Below are 21,716 nucleotides of genomic sequence, written 5' to 3' on the forward strand. Positions count from 1 at the left end.
GGTAAATTTTCATGAGAGAATGGCATAATGAACCTGCATCGGATCTTCAGAAAAAGAAGATTCTCTCATTGATGAGCCTCTATCCTCAATACAAGCTCATAGTAAACCTGGATGTTCTGAAAAAAGGACAAGCCCATAGCCTCATTGGTCTTCTGCTCGAGAAAAACCTGAGTTTTCTTTTGGAGAAACGAATTCTAGAGAAAGAACCCTCTGAGAGAGAAAGAGAACCTTTGAAAGAAAAGCAGATTTATAGAATTTCAGAAGGGGAGGATCTTGCTGCCTATTCTGTTTTCCGAAACAAGGTGAAGGGAAAGCTCCTTCAGTATGAACTCCATGGCAGTGACATTGTATTTCAGATTATTGAAGTTCTTGGGGAGATTCCAGCAGATGTCCTAAACGCTACCGACCTAAAAGTAGAGAAACTCTAGAAATCTTTACGTGAGACCTATATTAAAGGTTTTTGGATCATAGTAGGGAGATAGGGCTATGAGGTTGTGATGCTACGACCATAGACACCCACAATCTCCTTGTCTCCCTTCATTGACTTCAAACCCCGAATATATTACAATAACTATTGTTCAAGCCTTCATAGTTAAATGGATATAACAAGCCCCTCCTAAGGGCTAGTTGTGGGTTCGATTCCCGCTGAGGGTACCATTTTATTTTCACCATTCAAGGAATATTACACCCATAAAAAACAGGGGCGCTGTATACTCCATTGCACAAGCAATGATTATACAGCGCCCCTTTACGTTCTATAGCCATCCATTATTATGTTTGTAATGCACCATTCATGAGCACTTCCACTTCATGAGTAAATCCATCATCCATTAGCGTAATATAGTTCTCAGTTTCTAGGTTGCCATCCACATAGATTTCACAAACTCCAGTCTGTAAACCGTTCGGATTTTTGAATTTAATCTCATATATCGTTTGGTGATACCTATAACGCACACAATACTCAAGCCACTTTCCGGGTATGCTGGGACTGAAAATCAGTTTGTCACCTTGTCTGTAAATACCAAGTATATTCTCCAGACCAGCTTTATACATCCACCCCGCAGATCCTGTATACCAGGTCCATCCGCCTCGTCCCACATGAGGATACTCACTGTATACATCTGCAGCCATCACATACGGCTCCGTCTTATATGTCATCAGTCCTTCCTCAGTTCGGGTATGATGGATTGGATTGAGAAGCTTAAACAGATTCCACGCTTTCTCGCCTTCTCCTAACCTAGCGAACGCCGCCACTGTCCATGCAGCTGCATGGGTGTATTGACCACCATTCTCCCTTATCCCAGGAAGATATCCTTTAATATAGCCTGGATTGCTGTTTCCACTGTCAAAAGGAGGTGTCAATAGCTTCACAACCCCTTCGTTTTCCATGACCAGATAATTTTCAAGAGATTGCATTGCTTTTACTGATCTATCCCTATCGCCAGCTCCAGAAAGCACGGACCATGTTTGAGCCAGTGAATCTATCTTACATTCAGTGTTGATCGCAGAACCTAACGGCGTGCCATCATCAAAGAACGCTCTGAGGTACCAGCTGCCGTCCCAGGCGCTGCTTTCTATAGCATCCTTCAAGTCCGCCGCAATGTGCGTGAATTCGTCTGCAATTAGAGCATCCCCCATTTTCCTTGCGATTGGTATAAATTTCTGAAGCGTATCAAAAAGAAACCATCCAAGCCATACACTTTCTCCTTTCCCGTCTATTCCTATGTTATTCATGCCATCGTTCCAGTCACCGCCTCGCATGAGGGGCAACTTATGCACTCCGAACCTCATGGCATTTTTCAGTGCTCTTAAACAATGATCATACAGAGAATATTTATCTGTGGATATTCGCGGCTGGCAATATCGTTCATTCTCATGATCCTCTAAAGGATCTTCCTCCAGATAGGGTGCCATACTATCCAATATCCCAAAGTCTCCCGTAATACTGATATATTCTGCAGTTACATAGGGAAGCCATAGAAAATCATCTGATATCCGTGTTCTGGTCCCTTTACCAGAAGGTTCATGCCACCAATGCAGTACGTCCCCCTCTTCAAACTGATGTCCTGCATGTTTAATAATCTGTTCCTTTGCTATAGCTGGCCAAGTTGCCGCCAAAGCCAGTGTGTCTTGAAGCTGATCTCTGAAACCATATGCGCCGCCAGCTTGATAAAATCCAGAGCGAGCATATAACCTGCAAGAGATCACCTGATACTGAAGCCATCCGTTCAGCATAATGTTCGTGGCGCTGTCTGGTGTCGAGACTTCAATAGCACCGAGCTTTTCATGCCAGAAGCGCTTCACCTGGTCCAAAGCCTCCTTTGCATTCAGTAAATTCTTGTATTTGACAGCAAGTTCATCAGCTTGTTCCCGATTGTTGCCGATACCCATAACAAAAACAAATTCCTTCGTTTCCTTAGGTTCCAACCTTATTTGTATCTGCATGGCACCACAAGGGTTAAAGCCTGCACCTGTTTCTCCACTGAGTCCAGGACTCACCAAAGCATCTGGTGATAACATGCCTCCTCTTCCAAAGAACCCCTTTCTGTCTCCAGTAACGGTCCTATCCTCATCAGAGGTGTCAATAAAGCAAACTTTACCTGCGAACTCTCTGTTATAAGGGTTTTCAATTAGAAGGGAACCACCCGATGCCTGAGAGCTGACCAGATGCATCTCTGTTTCCTCTGTGCTTACACCTAGTAAAGGCTTCATGTAAAAAGTCACGGTAATGATTTTAGGTGTCAGATTTTCATTTTGAAAACGAAACATGCTGATTTTTACAGGATCATTCACAGGGACAAATTGTACAAGCTCTTGATCTAATCCGTGGCTTTTGTGCAGAAACTTTGAATATCCAAACCCATGTTCTATGGTATACGGCTCTTCTTCCCTTATGGGGAGTGATGCCCCAGACCATAGGTTTCCAGACTCATCCCCTATATAAAAGATCTCTGATGGCTCATCACCGACTGCGTCGTTAGACCACTTTGAAATTTTAAATTCTCTGCTGTTATCACTCCACGTGTATCCTCCACCAGACTCCGACACGATAAATCCAAAGTTTGGGTTTGCAATCACATTGACCCACGGCAAAGGAGTCCTCTTTCCATGTTCAAGCCTAATCACATAGCTTTTCCCATTCTCTCCAAAGCCTCCAAGTCCATTGTAAAATAGAAGCTCCTTGTGTTCTTCAGTTTCTAAATTCGAAACCAGCATGGGTATTTCATTTTGAGACTTTCTAGCATTTCTCACCTCAGTACGGTTACCAAGTTCACTTGTACTTGTACTTTTCTCTCCTAATGCCTTCATAATAAAAGAACTGTACTGCTTTCTCATCTTCCCTCGACTTCCTTCAAAGATCATCCTGGCGTTAGCATAGAAAAAATCAATCTCCTCCGATGTCATATCACTGGATTTCAATATAAAAACATCCCGATGAAGATTCATAAAATCCTGAGTCTGTGTACTATAGACAGCTTCTGTAATCAGAGCGTAAAGAGGATTGATATAACTGTATTCTTCTTTGCATAAAATGACCAGATCCACTTTAAGATCCTTTACTCTCCAATACTCGTGAGCCTTCAAGAGCTCATGGAGAAGCTCCACATCATCGGTTTTGTCCATTGTAAGTAATACCATAGGCCTATCTCCGGAGATACCATATCGCCAAAATGTCGGCTGTCCCAAATGACTGCTCTTGATCTTTTCTTCATAAACTCTTCGCCTAGGACTGATAAAGAGAATGTCTGAGATCATATCCTGATAAAGCTCCATATCATGGGCTTTTATGTTAAGATACTTCGCTTCCACCTGACTTCTTGTCAGTGCGAATCTGAAGGAAGCATCACAAGCTTCAGCGTTACCGTATTTTACTACCAGTTCCATCAAAGCTTCCCTGCTCTCTGCAGTAACAGTAACGAAGAAGATTCTGGCGATCTCTCCCGGTTTGATGCGAATACTGGTCCTTAAACTGAAGATCGGATCCAAAACAGATCCCACCGTATTGGAAAGAGGCTTTCCTCTTTCTATGACTTCTGGGTTTCCTGTGTGATGATTTCTTCCTATAAACTTCAGTCTATCTGTTTCGTACTCGATCTCACTGACAGTTTCTCCTTCTATTACTGGTATACTGGCAATCCAAAGTTTTCTGTCCTGTTCGCTCCTTCTTCTTCTGTTTGCCAGAAGCACCTTATGCTCATGATCATATTCTGTTCTGATGAAAAGGTTGCTGAAGGCAGGGTGTGCAACATCACTGCCGTGTGATGCACCTACAAGTTCAACGTAGCTGGTGAGCTGAATGATACATGGAGAACCTCCATTGTTCTTTAGTTTCAGCCTTCTGACCTCAGCGTTATCTCCAGATCCCACAACAACCTCCGTCAACGTTTCAATCTCTCCATCAGTTCTTTTATAAGAAGCCTTATCCGAAGTGAAAATCACCTCATATTTCTCAGGTGTTTTGTTTAGAGGCGCATAGGCTGAAGACCAGATCTGATCTGTTTCAACATTTTTTAAATAGAAGAAAGCACCATAGTTTTCTGTGATCGGATCTTCTCTCCACCTTGAAATATCAACGTCCTTTGTCCTGCTGTATCCAGTGCCCTGATCCGTAAGTCCAACAAAATAGTTTCCATTAGAAAGGATATGGACCTTCGGCAAATCAAAATCTGGTGAGCTAAACTTTCTGCATGAAATCTCCTCATTGTATATTTTCACCTTTGATACTGGGATTTTCTCTTTGCTTCCTTTTGTGAAAATAAAGTTTTGAGGGACCTTTTCCTGCAGAAGCAGTCTGGCTGACTTCACAAAAGGATTTTCACCAAACCTCTTCTGCATAATGTCATCGTTGAGATAATTATTAAGTGCTATGAGACTCATCCCTTGGTGATGGGCCATATAACTCCTGATGATTTTTTTATGGGATCCCGGTTCAAGATGATCAAGTGTATAATCCACAGCTTCATAATACCCGTAGCTTCCTTCCATCCCTTCTGCCTTTAAATGAGTTAAATTCTTATATGCCTCTTCAGGGAAAACCAAGAGTGCAAGGACTGTAGCATAAGGTGCAATGACATTATCTTCAGCCAAACCTCTTTTTAACCCAAGCCATGGTACACCGATGGCTTTATACTGATAATCCAGATTGATGTCAATGACGCCAAATGCAGATTCTGAACTGCCCCAAGGTACTTGTCTCTGTTTTCCGTACTTTATCTGACTTTTTACAGCAAAAGAATAGGTTTCATCCAGCAGAGTATTTTTGTAGCTGCGCATGATAAGCAGTGGCATCAGATACTCAAACATCGTACCACTCCATGAGACAAGGCCTTTGAACCGGTCGACCACCGTAAGGGATCTCCCAAGCATAAACCAATGCTTGGGTGGCACCTCACCTCTTGCTATGGCTAAATAGCTCGTCTGTCTTGCTTCAGAAGCAAGAAGATCATAATAGGAGTTCGTCAACTTCATCTCTTCCACATTGTATCCAATATAGAACAAATGCCTTCGCTCGCTGTATAGGGACTTGAACATTGTACCTTCGGATAGCTCTGATATTCTTAAGATCAGCTTTTCATAGTGTTCTATGAATTCCGTGGTAAACTGAATGGATTTTATTGCTGCCTCCTTTACTTCATTCAACCAATCAAGAATTCCTTCCATTGATTCCAAATCACTTTCAGCAAATTCATCCAGCAACAGATCACAACAACCCACTATGCGTTCCCCAAGTTCAGGAAGGTCATGTAATGGGGTATTGGTTCCAATGAGAACCATAAGCTTCACAAAAACTGGATTCATTTCAACATGGGTAACTTGACTATTCGATAGGGATGAGGTCATGGACCAAGGCATGAACAGCTCCATTTCCTTCAGCAGTGAGTCTCCCTGATGCCGAAGCTTCAATGCCCACTCCTTTCGGGATGATTCAGATTGATGTGAAATCTCAGTGAATCTCTTAAGTGCTCTGAACCAAGCCGTCGGGTCAATGATTTCCTGCTTTTCAAAAGAGCTTATGGTCAGTAATGCCTGAGGAAGTTCTCTATGCTCTTCCATTCCCGCTATGACGGTATCTGTGATCCCACGCGCAAATGATGAATCAAGGAGAGGCTTTTCCATGTAATCCTGAAGTCCTTCTATTAATGTGATCAGATAACAAACCAGATTTCCACTATCAACAGTAGATACATACATGGGTCTCATGGGTTTTAGAGTTCTCGTATCGTACCAGTTGTATAGGTGTCCATTCCATTTCTCCATTTTCTCTATGGTGGTGATGGTTTTAGAAATCCTCTCTATTGCTTCCTTGAGGCCTATATAGCCCATGTCTCTTGCCGTAAGTGAAGCCATCAGCCCCAATCCGATATTCGTTGGAGATGTTTTATGGGCAATGCCTCGATAGGGTTCTTCCTGAAAATTATCCGGAGCCAGATCATGGTTTCCTGCATTGGAAAACTCCTCGAAATATCTCCAGGTTTTTCTAGAAGTTTTTCTCAGTTCCAGTAAAGCCTCATTGTTCAGTCTGGTTAATTTATTATTTTCATCCCTGCTGATGAGGTAAGCAATAACAGGTGAACTGAGCCAGACCACTGCTAATAATGAACTTAAAAAGAGATTTTCAGGCTTGAAATAATAAGTAAGTATTACTATGATCAATCCGGAAGCTGCGCTTGCCCCCATGGATCTTATATAGCTTTCCAGGGAATTCGGCTGCGCTTTGTCCGCATCTGAGGATGTGACCCATTCGAGCAGATTTTTCTTGGTGAAAAACACTCTTGCAAGTGTTACTGTGATAGCATTTACTGCCTTCACTGCTTGATACGGGAGTAACATGATGCTGAGTAAAAACTGAAATACGGATGCTTTTATACCAAAAAATCCTGGTAAATATCTTTTGATGGTATCAGGTCTGAGACCCTCTCTGAAGATTCTAGCCATGAGTGAAAGCCCCAGAGGTGTACCCAAAGCCAGAATACCAAGACTGAACCAAAAAACACCAGATCCTGGGAGTAAAGTGAATCCAACAATGAAAAGAAACATCACCGAAGGAGCCATCAGGCTTCTTCTCAGATTATCTATGATTTTCCATTTTGAAACTACTGATAAAGGATTGGATATGGTTGAATGATCCATTGTATGTAAACTTCGGAAAAGCCATGGTACCAGCTGCCAGTCTCCTCTGATCCATCTGTGCAGTCTTGCCATGAAAGAATTATATTTTGATGGATATGAGTCTATCAGTTCAAGATCTGAGACCAAAGCCGCTCTAACAAAGGATCCTTCCAGAAGGTCATGACTCAGTATTGCATTTTCAGGTAAAGTTCCCTTTAATACCTTCTGGAACACTCTAAGATCATAGATGCCCTTTCCGGTAAATATTCCTTCACCAAACAGATCCTGATAAACATCAGATATGGCACTGGCGTATGGATCCAACCCTTCTTGACCTGTATAGATCCTTGAAAAAACAGATCTGTTTGAGCTGTCACTATCAAAAGATATTCTCGGCTGCATCAAGCCATACCCTTTGGTAACAATGCCTTTTTCTTTGTCAATCACTGGACTGTTCAGTGGATGTGCCATTGTTCCAATCATTTTTTTTGCCATACCTAAAGGAAGAACCGTATCCGCATCAAGTGTGATGACGTATCTGATATCATTGTCTGGAAGAAATTTATTGGAACTATAGGAAAAACTTGTCTCTGTAGAGCCAAGAAGGAGTTCATTAAACTCCATCAAAGCACCTCTTTTTCTTTCCCAGCCCGTCCAGGTTTGATCTATTTCGTTCAATATCCTATCTCTATTATAGAAGTAAAAAATATCTTTCTCACCATTTGAGTATTTGCTGTTCAGCTCCATTATTCTTAATGACGCTTCCTCTATGATGCTTTCATCACTATCGATGGTCTCATAATCAGAGTCTTTGAACGCACCAATTAATGCAAAAAATACGTTCTTTTCCCTGTTTCCGAGATAGTGGTTCTCCATATTCTCCATAAGCTCCCGCACCCTCTTCCTATCGGGGATGATTGCTGGAATTACGACTATGGTCCGCATACTATCTGGAACTCCTTCTTTAAGCTCAAGTCTTGGGAATACTGCAGGCTTTTTTACTCTGTTCACAATCCAGTTGGCTATGGATATGACGATATCAGAAACTGGAATAATGACCGCAATCGCTGTGAGAACCATGATTAAAATATCATTGGAATCTGCATAGGTCCTCGAGTATGAGACTGCCATCAGTGTCAATAGAATTGTGAACGATACAATAGAGAGCATATAAATCGCACCCTGGTTCGCTACAAACCTTCTTCTGATTCTGGTGAAGTATTTAATTTCTCTTTCCTGCCTTTCTTCCAGTAAAGACAGCCCATCCCCAATGATATAATATCCAATATGCCAGGTATGATTCATGTTCTCGGAATCAGCACTGGCAGGATTTTCAGAAGAGAAGGCTCTTCTGGCCAGGTACAGCGCTTCTTTTCCAATATAAAGCTCAGAAACCCCAAACATTTTAGCTATATGCTCCACCTTATTCTTGTAATAGAAACGTGATTGAATATCCATAAGACTATATGTGCCATCAGGATCCTGCGCTAGTATTTTTTCCAGATTGCTGGCAGCATCAAATAACTCTGTCCAGTTCATCCCTGAAAGGTACTTGAGACTTATAATGCAATTTCCAATCCCCACCGTACTGATTGCCTGAGCATTGTGTTCCTTCTGGGCTAAGAGTTCTGCTGAAGTATCAAACCTCCCTAGAACCCCATCTATATAACGCAGGACATCAGAATAGCTTTTTCCAGATCTTCTCAGTCTATAGAAGAGATGTTCCACAAAAGAGGAATTAGGTGTCTCTATCATACTGCTGACGGCTTTGTTGCCTTTCTCAAATAACGCGCTGATTTCGTCGGAGGTCGTATGGTCCAATAAAGCCCACTCCTCAACCATTTCATCTGCAAGATTCCACTGCTTTTTTGTTTCTATGATATCCTCACATATCATCCTGATATTTTCCAGGAGTGCTAACTTTAACATAACTGGCATTGCATAAATCTCACGTTCCAAAAGCACATTATGAGACTGATATGCGTCCAAATACTGGAGCAGGACCTCCTCCTCGATACGGCCTTGTGTATGGCTGACCAGCTCCATCATAAGTACTGAGATTCGTGTAACATTTTGATATGGACCTTTTCTTAAGACCGGAAGCTCAAAATAGCTTTTCTTAGACATGTTTCTTCGAAGTCCATTCACCTGTTCTTCCAGCACATAAAAATTATCAAGCAGCCACTCAGCAGCAGGAGGTACTGAGGTTTTTTTAGTCACTTCCGCATTCAGTTCCATATAAGTCTGTTGGATGTATTTAAAATTGTCATTCATTCGGGAAATAGGCCAGCTCCGTTTGCTTCTTTGTGGTACCACGGAATGCTCCAATGACATGCTTTTTGCATGTTCCACCAGTTCCTCAACGCTGAGGGAGGCATCTCTGATCTTTATATTCCTTACTTTTCTAATTCTGTACAATACGCCAAGAAAAACCAAAACCACCAGAACCAAAGCACCTAGGATAACTCTATAGTCTATATCAAGTCTGATCAATCGGACTACCTCCTTAGGATTTTCAAGATAAAAAAAGTCGCCTTTCGTAAAAAGCGACTTTAGCTGCATGTACCTGTTGATTTAATTTTTAACCACGAGTTCTTTTTATTATTTTAATTATACTTTAATTTATTATAAAAGTCAATGTTCTATTCTTCTTTAATATACTTATGAACATTTATTGTCTAATAATTTTAATTTTATTGTATTATTTTTAAAATAATGTAGAAATTCAGACATTTAAAACTCAATCTTTATATCAATATTTGATTGTCACTTGAATTTCATTCTATCACGTAACTATTAAACATATTTCTTCATCTCATCTATGGTTTCCACGACCAGTTGCCTCATGAGCTCTCTCACTGATAAAATTTCAGACACCCGATAGGCATTAGCACCTGCAAAAACAAGGCCTTCTTCTCCATGAACTGAGTGCATGAGCGCGTCTGAAATGCAGTAGGGAGTAGTCTTTGGATCACAGGGTATCAGGCAGTTATAGCATCTTTTTACAGGTATCCTGCCTGCGTCCAGTTTATCGGTAAAAGTATTTCTGATGGCTCTTCCTGGCATGCCTACTGGACTGTTCACCAGTCTGATGTCTTCCTTTTTTGCATTCACATAAGCCATTTTGAACTCAAGATCCGCGTCGCATTCCTCTGTTGCTACAAACCGGGTCCCCATCTGTACGCCTGATGCACCGAGTTTCAGGTACTCTGCAATATCTTTGCCGTCATAAATACCTCCGGCCACAACCACAGGAATCTTCACCTGGTATTTTTCTTCAAAAGGCTTCAGTTCTTCTAGGACCTCTTTCAGGATGTCCTTCAGATCCATATAGCTTCCACTTTCCATGACTTCCTTCTTGAACCCTAAGTGTCCCCCTGCCATTGGACCCTCCACGATGAAAAGATCCGCAGGAATCCCGAACTTCTTATCATAAACCTTCGAAATCAGCTTTGCTGCTTTTCCGGAAGACACCACTGGGGCAATCTTTGTTTTTGTCCCTTTGACCATTTCTGGAAGCTCCAGTGGAAGACCCGCTCCAGTGACAATGAGATCAATGCCTTCCTCCACAGCAGTTTTAATAAGTTCATCATAAGTAGTCATGGCAGCCAGAAGATTCACGCCGATGATTCCCTCAGGTGCAATGTCTCTTGATTTTCTGATTTCTGCCCTTAACGCTCTTTTATTGGCTTCGAGATTATTCTTTAAAAAATCCTCTTCCCGATAGCCAATCTGGACTCCCGAGATGATGCCGATGCCACCTTCTTTCGCCACTGCTCCCGCCAGTGAAGAAAGTGATATCCCTATCCCCATACCACCTTGTATAATAGGCCACTTAGGCAATAGATTCCCGATTTTTAGATGATTTAAAAGTTCCAATAGTTGTTTCCTCCCATAATTCGATTCATTCCCATTATACAGAGGTATACTTTGATACTCAAAATATTAAGATAGAATTAAGAAAATCGGGATGGAACATGTCCGGTCATACACTCCTTTTTCCTTCTGATGGAACGCATCCGAACTCTTTTTAAGGCGAGATGAAGATGGGCAAGTTTGGGGGATAATACGTGAAATATCCCATCATGAGAGACAGCGAGATTACAATGAATATTCCCGTAGCTGCATAAATCCATCGTGGCTTGGAAACTCTATAGACATGAATGGCCAGAAGCTGAGCAATGGGAATGCTCACCATAGAGGAGAAGTTCACCCAGGAAGCTTCCACTTCAAAGGCACCAGCCCACACATAATACCAGACCACAATAATAGAAACACCAAAGATCACACTGATGGCCATGGCCTGATGCCATCTTCTGAAGGAAAGCTTCTTTCTTTCTTTGTACATCAGATAGCCAGCTGCCCACCAGAGCACCGTTGGCCAATAGACCATTTTCAGATGCTCCCAGATGCTCTCGTTTACAGGAGCAACAAGACTCACTAGAAAGTTATCTCCAGACCATTCATAGGCAAAATGAAGCGGTCCAGCAATCATCACAATCACAAAGATCCCTAGAATATGATAGGACCTGACAAACCTCATGACCCTTATTTCCTCCATGTCTCCATACATGATATCCACTCCTTTTGTCTCCATCGCTACATATACTATAGAATAAAGATGCGTACTGGATTTCACAGAATTATTATGGTTTTATTACATTTTCAAAAAAACACCTAACGATAAATAAAAACTATTACCACCTGAACTTTCACTCTGTTGTAACCCATTCATGTATGAGTGGTGTATGATGAATGAAAAAGAGAAGCAGGAGGAATATCTTATGAAAAAAAACAGGATGCCCCAATCACTTGGACTACTGCTCAGTATATGTCTCGTATTATCCTTTGCTGGCTGCAAAAAAGCCGTTTCGGCTGAAGGCGGAAACCTCCTCGATGATCTGAAAAAAGAAACGGTGGAGAAAAGCAGCTCGTTCACTAAAGAAGCGACGATGCCAGCGCTGACCTTCTCCTTCAATCTCTTTACTAAGAATCTTCTATGTGAAAACACACTGATTTCGCCTCTATCCGTACTGACTTCCCTTGGTATGACCGCCAATGGAGCGAAAGGCGATACGCTTTCCCAGATGGAGGAAGTTTTTGGGATGGATCGGGAATCACTTAATCAGCTGCTGTACCTCTATACATCAAAGCTTCCTCAAAAGGACAAGCTGAAGGTCCATATGGCCAACTCCATATGGTTTCGGGATGGAGACCGGTTTCAGATCCGCCCTGAGTTTCTTCAGACCACAGTAAACTACTATGATGCCGGAATCTACCGATCCCCTTTTGATAACAGCACAGTGAAGGACATCAACAGTTGGGTTCGAGAGCGTACAGACGGAGAAATCCCAGAGATTCTTGATGAGATTTCCAGCGACACCGTCATGTACCTCATCAATGCGCTCTCTTTTGATGCAGAGTGGGAAAACATCTATAAAGAAAATGAGGTGCGTCAAGAATCTTTTCATGCGGATGACGGAACTCTCCAGAATGCCGATATGATGTATTCACAAGAGCAGCTCTACCTGGAAGATGGAGATGCAAAAGGATTCATCAAGAAGTATGCAGATGGAAACTACGCCTTTGCAGCGATCTTGCCACCAGAGGACCTTCATCTCTCCGCCTATCTTTCAGGGCTCACACCAGATAAACTGCGTGAGATTCTGGAGAACCCCATAGAAACTTCTGTTCAGACCATGATGCCAAAGTTCACCACAGAGTATTCAGTGGAAATGTCCGATATTTTAAAGAGCATGGGGATGGAACACGCTTTTGATGAAGATCTTGCGGATCTATCCGGACTGGGTTCTGCAGGTGGAAATCTCTATATCAACAGAGTCCTGCACAAAGCAAAAATTGAAGTTCATGAAAGAGGCACAAAAGCTGGTGCTGCCACAGTGGTGGAAGTAAATGAAAAATCTGCGGCAATTGATCTTCCAAAAACGGTGTTCCTGGACAGGCCTTTCTTCTATATCGTTTTTGATACAGAAAGTTACCTGCCGCTCTTTATTGGCACCACCCTCTATGTCAAATAGACAGTTCGGGAACCTGATCTTCACTCAGGTTCCTTTCACTTTTCAAAAAATTCATGTGAATTTAAACTTCCTGTGTTACAGTTGATAGAACTTATATAGAATGTTAGAAATGGAGTGTGGTCCTATGCATGAAAATCCCCCGGCACTTCTTCTCACCTTATCAGGTGCTGGAAGCGCTTTAGAAACCCTCATCAAGCTTGGTATACTGATTCTCATAGCTCTCATCATCTATTACCTCTTTCAAATCGGCAACAAGCAGGTAGACGACAAAAAGAAGCTCCGGTATGGTATCCCGCAGCTGAAATTAACCTTTTTTGTCTTATTGGGAATTGGTGTGCTCTGGTGGATCCTAAACAATCAGGATCTTCTCATCCCCATCATCGTCCCTTTTGTAGTGGCCGGTGTTCTTGCCTATGCCTTCAATCCGCTGGTCAAGAAGCTCATGACGCTGAAGCTGTCGAGAACCCTCTCCACAGCCATCATTTTTATCGGTATCATTCTAGCCGTAGTAGGATTCTCGCTGGTCTTCTTCCCGATGATTGTAAAAGAAGTGAACAGCCTGGTTTCCATGCTGCCTGACCTTAGCCAGAACTGGTATGAAAAGTTCATGGCCTGGTATGAAAAAAGTATCGGCACAAATCCCAATATGCCAACAACCTTTGAAGGCGTCCTGGAGTATCTGAATATTGAGGTAGAAGCTATTACCGACTGGCTCTTCCGCTCTTCCGGCACTCTTTTCTCGAAGATCGGTTCCTTTGCTTCCAGTCTTGTCCATCTGGTGACCATTCCTGTAATCATGTTCTATTTCATGAAAGATGGCGATAAGATTGCAAAGGGTGCTAAAAAGATGGTGCTTCCTAGATGGAGAAGCTGGGTGTTCCCACTCTCAGAGAAGATTGATGGAGTTCTTGGGGGCTTCATCCGGGGACAGCTTCTGGTTGCATTTTTCATTGGAGTGCTCAGCTCCATCGCCTTACTGATTTTAGGCGTTGAGTACTGGCTTATCCTTGGTATGCTGGCTGGCATAGGAGATCTTATTCCCTATATCGGACCTTTCCTGGGTGCAGTTCCTGCGGTCTTCATTGCTTTAACCACCGACCCTTGGAAAGCCCTTTGGGTCATTGCCGCTTTCCTCATCATTCAGCAGCTGGAAGGAAACCTCATTTCACCAAAGATTGTCGGTCACAGTGTTGGTCTTCATCCAGCCCTGATCATCTTTGTGCTGCTTGTAGGTGGTGCCCTTTGGGGCCTTGTGGGACTTCTCGTGGCTGTACCTCTGGCAGGAGTCATTAAAGTACTTCTGGAGGCCATTCTCGATTGGTTCAAAAAACATTATCCTTCTATTTTTGAAGCTTCATAATGAAGAAAGCTCCTGGAAAAATCCGGGAGCTTTTCTTTTTGCCTGTGATTCTATAAAAGTCTACGTGGGTCTTTTAGTGGATCCTCGGGATCCACTTCTTTTTCATGAAGATCAAGACCCGGATCTCCTCTTCGGATACCATCCTTCTCATAGTCTTCCTCCTCATAAAAGCTTAAAACCGCTTTTTCCTTGCGGACTTCATCCTCATCCACAAGAACCATAACATGTCCTTTCTCAAGACGTTCCAGATAGAGCTCCGTATAATCCTCATCCACTTCATACTGCTCCAGCACCTCCCGTAAATCAAGACTTCTTCCTTTTGCATACTGATTCATGGCATTCGCAATGGGTCCCGCCGCAAGAACAGGACCTCCTAGAGGTGCTGCAATGGCGCCCATACCAAGGAAAAATTCTTCTGTACTTGTATCTTCCTCTCCTCTGTCTCCCATGGGCAACTCTTCAATGACACCACCGGGAATTTCCTTTTTCAAAGGATCAATCCATTCTCCTTCTTTGAGAAGCACTGAGATTTCATGATCTTGAAATCCTGATTCTTTCAACCTCTTCACGGCTTTCAGCGCCCGATCTTTTGTATCAAATATGCCTGCAATTTTATTCATTTCTTACCTCCTGCATTTCTCAATATAGTGTTAGTCATAACTATAGAGAAGGAGTGAAAACGTAGGATGACCATTTCATCAACAGACGGCAAAGATTCGGTAAAAGGACTATAAACGGCTTCACAGACCATTCATGAAGCAGATTCTTCTTTGAATACTTTTTAAATACTGTTTACTAAAAAGAAAAGAGAGTCCTCATTTGAGAACTCCCTGAAAACATCTATTTTACGATGAGCACATCCTGGGAAGGATCCACAAGTCCAGAAGCAATGACTTTCATCTCATGCACCTGATCCATGTTTGTCACCACCACTTCCGTGATACTGGACTTGGCTTCCTGTCTTACAAGTGCCCAGTCCACCTCCATAAGAGGTGTCCCGATCTCCACTTTCTGTCCAATCTCAGCCAATCTCTTGAACCCTCGTCCTTCCATTTTTACCGTATCAATACCGATATGAAGAAGAACTTCCAGTCCGCTTTCTGTGATGAAAGCCAATGCATGATTGGTGTCAAAAATATGGGCAATCTCTCCACGGACCGGTGAAACAACGGTCCCCTCCTGTGGATCTATGGCGAAGCCGTCACCGATCATCTTTTCTGCAAAAAGAGCATCTGGAACTTCAGAAAGATCCAGCACCTTTCCTTTCACTGGAGAAGCCATGATCGTCTCTGTGACAGAACTTCCTGCAACGCCTTCTTTTGCCTTGCTCTCAACACCTACCACTGTCACTGAATCAGGATTTTCCATGATGACTTTGATCTCATCTTTCAGCGCTTCAGCTTCTGTGCCAAAAATGACCTGAATTCCGCTCTGTCCCACTTCCAGAACTCCTGGGGATCCCAGGGCCTTGAGACGGTTCTTGTCTACTTTCTTGGTGTCAAAAACTTCCAGTCTGAGCCTTGTGATACAAGCATCAATGGCTTTGATGTTATTAGCACTTCCTAAAGCCTTCAAAACTTCCACTGCTTTCTCTGTGACAGGAACTGCTTCTTTCTGAATTTCGTCGGTGTCTCTGCCAGGAGTCTTCAGATCCAGCTTCTTGATGAGGAAGTAGAACGCTGCGAAGTAAAGCGCTCCAATGACAAGACCTACAGGAAGAAGCATCCATGGATTTCCCGCATTTCCTGTGGTAATGCTGACCACATAGTCAATGAGAGATGAGGTGAAGGTTTCTGTGAGTCTTACACCAAAGAGGTTCATCAGAAGTCCACCCACAAAGGCCAAGGAGATGTGCGCGATGTAAAGCACTGGAGCAACAAACATGAAGGCAAACTCAATGGGTTCTGTGATACCCGTAATGATGGAAGTGAGGGCTGCAGTCAGCATCACACCTCCGATGGCCTTTTTGTTCTTAGGCAGTGCTCTCAGGTAGATGGCAAGAGCAGCAGCTGGCAGACCGAAGATCTTCAGGGGATATTCAGCCGCTGTGATGGCTCCTGCAGTAGGGTCTCCAGCAAAGAATCTGGCAATTTCTCCCACATAAGTCTGTCCATCTGCTGCCACATAAGTTCCAAACTGTGTAGTGAACGGGGTCTTAAACACATGATGCAGTCCTGTTGGAATCAGCGCTCTGTTACCAAAGGCATAAATTGCACCACCTAAACGGAATCCAAAGATTTCTGCATCTATCGCCATCTGTCCTAGGGCATTGATTCCATTTTGGATGGGAGGCCATACAAATCCCAGGGCAACGCCGAGAAGAATGGAAACTACGACCATGATGATGGGCACCAGTCTTTTGCCTTCAAAGAAGCCAAGTACAGGATGAAGTTTCGTTTTGAAGTATCTCTGGTAGATTTTCGCAGCAATGATACCAATGATGATTCCGCTGAAGACTCCCATGTTGATTGGGTCTACAAGGTTCTGCGCTGCAGACATGATATCCAGCACTTTAATCAGCACCACATATCCTACAACAGCTGCAAGACCAGAAACAGCTTCTCCAGCTGTGAACCCTATGGCTACACCAACGGCAAAAATAAGGGGCAGGTTTTCAAATACAATAAGGCCGCCGCTGAAAAGCACCTTCACAAACACATCCAGAACAGGACTGTTTGCTAAAGTTTCCGCACCCGCCAGCTGCTCGATGATACGGGACAGTGCGACCATGAGTCCTGCCGCTGGCAGTACAGACACAGGAAGCATCAGTGATTTTCCGACTTTCTGCAAGATCGCAAAGAATCCGCCGGATTTTTTCTTGGTTTTCATTAGATTTTCCTCCTTTTGTTTTGAAAACGGTGTATCGCCGGGAATAAAAAAGGCATGAGCTCATACAGAAAGCAAAGGCCAAATAAACTTTGGTCTTCTTTCTTTGTATCAACTCATGCCTGATCGAATCAGTTACACGGAACTATTTTTTGCTATGATTTAATTTATATAAGTGCAGGGCGATATACCCGATTTCGTTTTCAGGAACTACTATACCAATATTTTTCTTCAAAAGCAAGCCTATATTTTCCGAAATTTTATACTCGAAGGGAAAATCTTTTTTCATTTTGTCCAAGAGAAGATTCTCAATGGTTTCATTTTTTACACAGCGCTCAATGAGGCCCCGAAGATGTGAAACCAGTCTGACGCTGTCAAAGGAGTTCTCTTCTAAAGTGAGTCCCAGCTTATCCTCAATGTATGGAACCACTTGGCTGATGGCCTTCACATAGGACAAAGAGTCGGACTTTTTCCCACCCATCCGTCCGCCATGGATGTGGAACGTGATAAAACCTATTTCACTTTCAGGAATCTCAATATTCATCTGCTCTTTCAGAATTTCCACCGCTTTTTCCGCAATGGCAAACTCCTTTTTGTATAGCATCCTGGTCTCCAGGAGAAACGGATTCACAATTTCTATGCCTTCCCGGATCCTTGATAGAGCAAAGTTGATGTGATCGATGAGCCCGAAATGGATGTTCACATGGAGCGTTTCTCCAAGCTCCTTCTCAGCCATAGACACAATCTCTTCCACAATCCTTACAATCTTCTCGTCAGTGGTTTCTAGGAGGTGCTCGTACTGATTCTTATTGGTCTCATCCACCTGGATGAACACATTCTCGATGAGATTCGACTCCAAAAGAATGGACCCTTTTTTCTTGTTGAATCCAATACCCTTCCCAATGAGGATATACTCGTTCTGACCAAGGCTCACCAGAACCGCATTGTTGTTGAATGTCTTTTTGACCAGATAACTCTTCATAGACCTCACCTCCTTTTCAATACACTGATTCTACAGAAGAGGGAATCCCATTGTCAATCATTCATGTAAATGTTTCCGAATCTCTTACTCTTCTTTATTCAGATCCTTGCTGTTTTTCTCCTCCGTCAGAACTCCCGGTTCTCCATACTGGGCTGTATTTACCGGCAGCCCCTTCGCCTCCAGCTTCAGTTCCACATATTCCTTTACAATGGAGTATACCAGCACAAATATGGGCACACCCACAATGAGACCCATGACCCCTAAAAACTTTCCAGCCACGAGAATAGAGAATAGAATCCAGAAGGAGGAGATGCCAAGGGACTCTCCCAGAATCTTCGGTCCGATGTAATTCCCATCCAGCTGCTGCAGAAGGAAAATGAACAGAAGGAACCACAGGGCTTTCACAGGAGAGACAAACAGTATGATGATGAAGGATGGAATGGCTCCAATGAAAGGTCCAAAAAATGGAATGATATTGGTGACACCGATGATGAAGCTCACAAGCTCTGTATAAGGCATCTTAAAGAGGCTCAGACAGACAAACGCAATGATTCCGATGATAAGAGAATCCAGGACTTTGCCCACAAGAAACTTACTGAAAATCGTTTGGGTTCGTGTGAGAAGCTTTATGGTCTTTTCCGCATGTCTTGGTGCAAGAACGCCGTACAGGACTTTCTTGCCTGTGGCTAGGAACTTTCTTTTGTCACTGAGAAGATACAGGGATACCACAATACCCAGGAACACATTCCAGATGGAAGTGGCCGTGCTTCTGATGAATCCCACCGTTGCAGGGAGGATCTCTTTCACAAGATTGTTGAGCGATACGCTCAGCTCATCCCAGCGCTGCTGCAGGAACGTAACCACTCTTGGATCCAGGGTATATCGCTCATTGAGATCCTCAATGAGATTACTGATGTTCGTGATATATTTCGGCAGTTCCATGACAAGACCTGTAATACTCGCCACAAGCTGTGGCAGAATGAATGCCAGAAACAGCGCAATAAAAGCAGCGGCTGCAAAGTATCCTAGAATCAGTGAAAGAACTTCTTTCCTTCTACGGAGCTCCGGCTTGCCAAGAGCTGTTTTACTCAGCCATTTATCTGCAAATACCACTAGAAAATTGATGACATAGGCAATGACAAACCCATAGATAAACGGATAAAGAATAGACATATAACGGCCTATGGCATTCAGGAATCCATCCAGTCCCGACATAATGAGAAAAAAGAGAATTGAGGATGCGATGACAAGAAAGGCATAGACAGCTATGGTTGAATATTTTCTGTTCCAGTCGATTTTCACTCTGATCGGCCTCCAAACACATAATATATAAATTATACCGTACTTTTCCATGATTTTGCTTAAGGATACTGAAGATTCACTCAGACAGCTAAAAAAAAGAGCCAAAAAGAAGATACACTTCTTTTCAGCTCTTTCATCTCTTCTTACTTATTTCTGTTCAGAAGTACCCAAAGAATATAGTTGTTCAGAGATCTGAAATCTTTTTCTGCTTCCTTAGCCAGTTCTTCTTTCAGTTCCACAGGCATAGTGAACAGAATCTTTGTCTTTTCATCCTTATTTTTCATCACGCATTCTCCTTTATATAATTATTGATTTCGTCCATTTCAGTGAAATCTATTTCCCGTAATTCATTATACTATAGATATCATGAAATGTTAAGAGTACATCACATAATGTTATAGTGTTTCTTGAAATATTTATAAGTCTATCTCAACCGACAAAACATTATACCAAGGAAACCCCATCTATAGCAATACTTATTTTTGTGGCATCACTCCCATTGTTTTGTGAAAAATTTAATATCCAGGTATCATATTCCGTCAATACAACGAAGTGAATAGGCCTCTTAAATCCATGTAGCACATACAAAATAGATGTTTTATACACGCGTGTTCACATTTGAAGCCATGTATTTTCTATCTCTTAGACATTCAAACCAAATGAAAAAGGTCTGTTCTCAAATCATGAGAACAGACCTTCCATAGAACTATGAAACTTTTTTCTTGAGTACTGTAAGCAGAAGACCACCTACCACAGAACCAGCTGCTATCGCCACCATATACATGGGAAGGTTCCCGACAGCATTAGGTATTGGAAGTACAAAGATCCCACCATGAGGTACGGCAAGGGTAGCGCTGAATATCATCGACAGTGCACCTGCAACGGCTGACCCTGCCATTAAGGAAGGAATCACACGGATGGGGTCCGCTGCCGCAAAGGGGATGGCCCCTTCTGTAATAAAAGATGCACCCAAAGCCCAGTTCACTTTACCGGCCTGTCGTTCTTCCTGGGTATACTTGTTCTTTGCAATGACCGTAGAAAGCGCGATGGCCAGTGGTGGCACCATACCGGCTGCCATAACAGCCGCCATGACCTCAGAAGGCTGTCCCTGAGCTATGGTCGCAGCTCCAAAGGCATAGGCCGCCTTATTGATGGGCCCACCCATGTCCGCAGCCATCATCACACCAATGATTCCCCCTAAAAGGATTTTATTGGTACCACTCATGCCATTGAGCCAGGAGAGTAAGCCATCATTGATGGACTTCACAGGGCCTCCTAGAATAAAGATCATGACGAGCCCTACAAAAAGTGTGGAGAGAACAGGTAAGATAAGTACAGGCATAAGACCTTCAAAACTCTTTGGAAGTCGTATTGCTTTTTTTAGAAGAACGACCGTGTATCCTGCGATGAACCCAGCGATGAGACCTCCCAAGAATCCGGACTGCACCGTATTGGCAATCATTCCGCCCACCATACCAGGAACAATACCAGGTCTGTCGGCTATGGAGTATGCAATGTATCCGGCAAGAATTGGGACCATAAGGCCAAAGGCGGATCCACCAATCTGCATCAGTGCCCAGGCAAGGGTTTCTTCTTCGTCAGCTGCATGAATACCAAAGGCAAAGGAGAAGGCAATGAGCAGTCCTCCAGCCACAACAAAGGGAATCATAAAGGAAACACCTGTCATGAGATGTTTGTACACACCAGTCTTTTTCTTCTCCGCTCCACTGGACTGATACTCACTCACGTCAGCATCAGAAGGTTGTGCCTCCAGTGCCCTGGTAATAAGACCTTTTGCATCTTTGATCGCATCTTTCACAGACGCTTCCACCATAGGCATTCCTTGAAATCTGTCCTTGTCCACATTGGTGTCCACGGCCAGAATCACTGCGTCCGCCTCTCTAAGATCCTTTTCTGTGATGACATTTTCTGCTCCTACAGAACCCTGGGTCTCCACCTTGATTTCATGCCCCATCTCTTTAGCAGCAATCTGAAGAGCCTCTGCAGCCATATAGGTGTGGGCAATTCCTGTAGGACAGGATGTTACAGCAACTAGTTTCATCGTTTCTCCTCCTCAAAAATATATATATAAGTGCAA

The 21,716-nt window shown here is 43.1% G+C and carries 12 protein-coding genes and 1 tRNA gene; 4 read left to right on the forward strand and 9 right to left on the reverse strand.

What is annotated here, in order from left to right:
- The first annotated feature begins 11 nt into the window (after window positions 1-11).
- Window positions 12-428, forward strand: a complete 417-nt coding sequence (locus BM243_RS10355) for a hypothetical protein (RefSeq protein WP_074912304.1) — start codon at window positions 12-14, stop codon at window positions 426-428.
- 154 nt (window positions 429-582) lie between these two features.
- Window positions 583-657, forward strand: a tRNA-Arg gene (locus BM243_RS10360).
- 114 nt (window positions 658-771) lie between these two features.
- Here the strand turns inward: BM243_RS10360 and BM243_RS10365 are convergent.
- The 3 genes from BM243_RS10365 to BM243_RS10375 form a co-directional block, all read right to left on the reverse strand.
- Window positions 772-9,603 (reverse strand): GH36-type glycosyl hydrolase domain-containing protein, encoded by an 8,832-nt coding sequence (locus BM243_RS10365; protein WP_242943544.1) that lies wholly within the window; start codon window positions 9,601-9,603, stop codon window positions 772-774.
- 303 nt (window positions 9,604-9,906) lie between these two features.
- Window positions 9,907-10,989: an NAD(P)H-dependent flavin oxidoreductase gene (locus tag BM243_RS10370; RefSeq protein ID WP_074912305.1), complete on the reverse strand. Its 1,083-nt coding sequence runs from the start codon at window positions 10,987-10,989 to the stop codon at window positions 9,907-9,909.
- Window positions 10,990-11,140: 151 nt separating this feature from the next.
- Window positions 11,141-11,683: a DUF6512 family protein gene (locus BM243_RS10375; RefSeq protein WP_074912306.1), complete on the reverse strand. Its 543-nt coding sequence runs from the start codon at window positions 11,681-11,683 to the stop codon at window positions 11,141-11,143.
- A 211-nt stretch (window positions 11,684-11,894) separates the two neighbouring features.
- On the opposite strand from BM243_RS10375, the gene BM243_RS10380 reads away from it, so the two are divergent.
- Window positions 11,895-13,148: a serpin family protein gene (locus tag BM243_RS10380; protein ID WP_074912388.1), complete on the forward strand. Its 1,254-nt coding sequence runs from the start codon at window positions 11,895-11,897 to the stop codon at window positions 13,146-13,148.
- A 124-nt stretch (window positions 13,149-13,272) separates the two neighbouring features.
- Window positions 13,273-14,508, forward strand: coding sequence for an AI-2E family transporter (locus BM243_RS10385; RefSeq protein WP_074912307.1), 1,236 nt, complete (start codon window positions 13,273-13,275; stop codon window positions 14,506-14,508).
- A 50-nt stretch (window positions 14,509-14,558) separates the two neighbouring features.
- On the opposite strand, the gene BM243_RS10390 is transcribed toward BM243_RS10385, so the two are convergent.
- From BM243_RS10390 to BM243_RS10410, 6 genes are all read right to left on the reverse strand, one after another.
- Entirely contained in the window at window positions 14,559-15,128 is a 570-nt protein-coding gene (locus tag BM243_RS10390; protein WP_074912308.1) for a hypothetical protein, read from the reverse strand.
- A gap of 220 nt (window positions 15,129-15,348) precedes the next feature.
- Window positions 15,349-17,337: a PTS sugar transporter subunit IIABC gene (locus BM243_RS10395; RefSeq protein WP_074912309.1), complete on the reverse strand. Its 1,989-nt coding sequence runs from the start codon at window positions 17,335-17,337 to the stop codon at window positions 15,349-15,351.
- 142 nt (window positions 17,338-17,479) lie between these two features.
- Entirely contained in the window at window positions 17,480-18,316 is an 837-nt protein-coding gene (locus tag BM243_RS10400; RefSeq protein ID WP_074912310.1) for a PRD domain-containing protein, read from the reverse strand.
- An 84-nt stretch (window positions 18,317-18,400) separates the two neighbouring features.
- Complete coding sequence (locus BM243_RS10405) at window positions 18,401-19,618, reverse strand: AI-2E family transporter (RefSeq protein ID WP_074912311.1); 1,218 nt, start codon at window positions 19,616-19,618, stop codon at window positions 18,401-18,403.
- Window positions 19,619-19,761: 143 nt separating this feature from the next.
- The gene (locus BM243_RS15270) at window positions 19,762-19,902 is read right to left on the reverse strand and encodes a hypothetical protein (RefSeq protein ID WP_155953258.1); all 141 of its coding nucleotides are present in this window, start codon (window positions 19,900-19,902) and stop codon (window positions 19,762-19,764) included.
- Between the two features lie 422 nt (window positions 19,903-20,324).
- Window positions 20,325-21,680 (reverse strand): PTS fructose transporter subunit IIC, encoded by a 1,356-nt coding sequence (locus BM243_RS10410; RefSeq protein ID WP_074912312.1) that lies wholly within the window; start codon window positions 21,678-21,680, stop codon window positions 20,325-20,327.
- Window positions 21,681-21,716 lie beyond the last annotated feature (36 nt).

This window comes from Proteiniclasticum ruminis (assembly GCF_900115135.1).
Classification (GTDB): domain Bacteria; phylum Bacillota; class Clostridia; order Clostridiales; family Clostridiaceae; genus Proteiniclasticum; species Proteiniclasticum ruminis_A.

What these genes read in the sequence shown, in the direction of transcription:
- BM243_RS10395 (WP_074912309.1), bottom strand. Translation starts at nt 17,337, where the DNA reads ATGAAAACCAAGAAAAAATCCGGCGGATTCTTTGCGATCTTGCAGAAA.
- BM243_RS10375 (WP_074912306.1), bottom strand. Translation starts at nt 11,683, where the DNA reads ATGTATGGAGACATGGAGGAAATAAGGGTCATGAGGTTTGTCAGGTCC.
- BM243_RS10390 (WP_074912308.1), bottom strand. Translation starts at nt 15,128, where the DNA reads ATGAATAAAATTGCAGGCATATTTGATACAAAAGATCGGGCGCTGAAA.
- BM243_RS10410 (WP_074912312.1), bottom strand. Translation starts at nt 21,680, where the DNA reads ATGAAACTAGTTGCTGTAACATCCTGTCCTACAGGAATTGCCCACACC.
- BM243_RS10400 (WP_074912310.1), bottom strand. Translation starts at nt 18,316, where the DNA reads ATGAAGAGTTATCTGGTCAAAAAGACATTCAACAACAATGCGGTTCTG.
- BM243_RS15270 (WP_155953258.1), bottom strand. Translation starts at nt 19,902, where the DNA reads ATGAAAAATAAGGATGAAAAGACAAAGATTCTGTTCACTATGCCTGTG.
- BM243_RS10380 (WP_074912388.1), top strand. Translation starts at nt 11,895, where the DNA reads ATGAAAAAAAACAGGATGCCCCAATCACTTGGACTACTGCTCAGTATA.
- BM243_RS10385 (WP_074912307.1), top strand. Translation starts at nt 13,273, where the DNA reads ATGCATGAAAATCCCCCGGCACTTCTTCTCACCTTATCAGGTGCTGGA.
- BM243_RS10355 (WP_074912304.1), top strand. Translation starts at nt 12, where the DNA reads ATGAGAGAATGGCATAATGAACCTGCATCGGATCTTCAGAAAAAGAAG.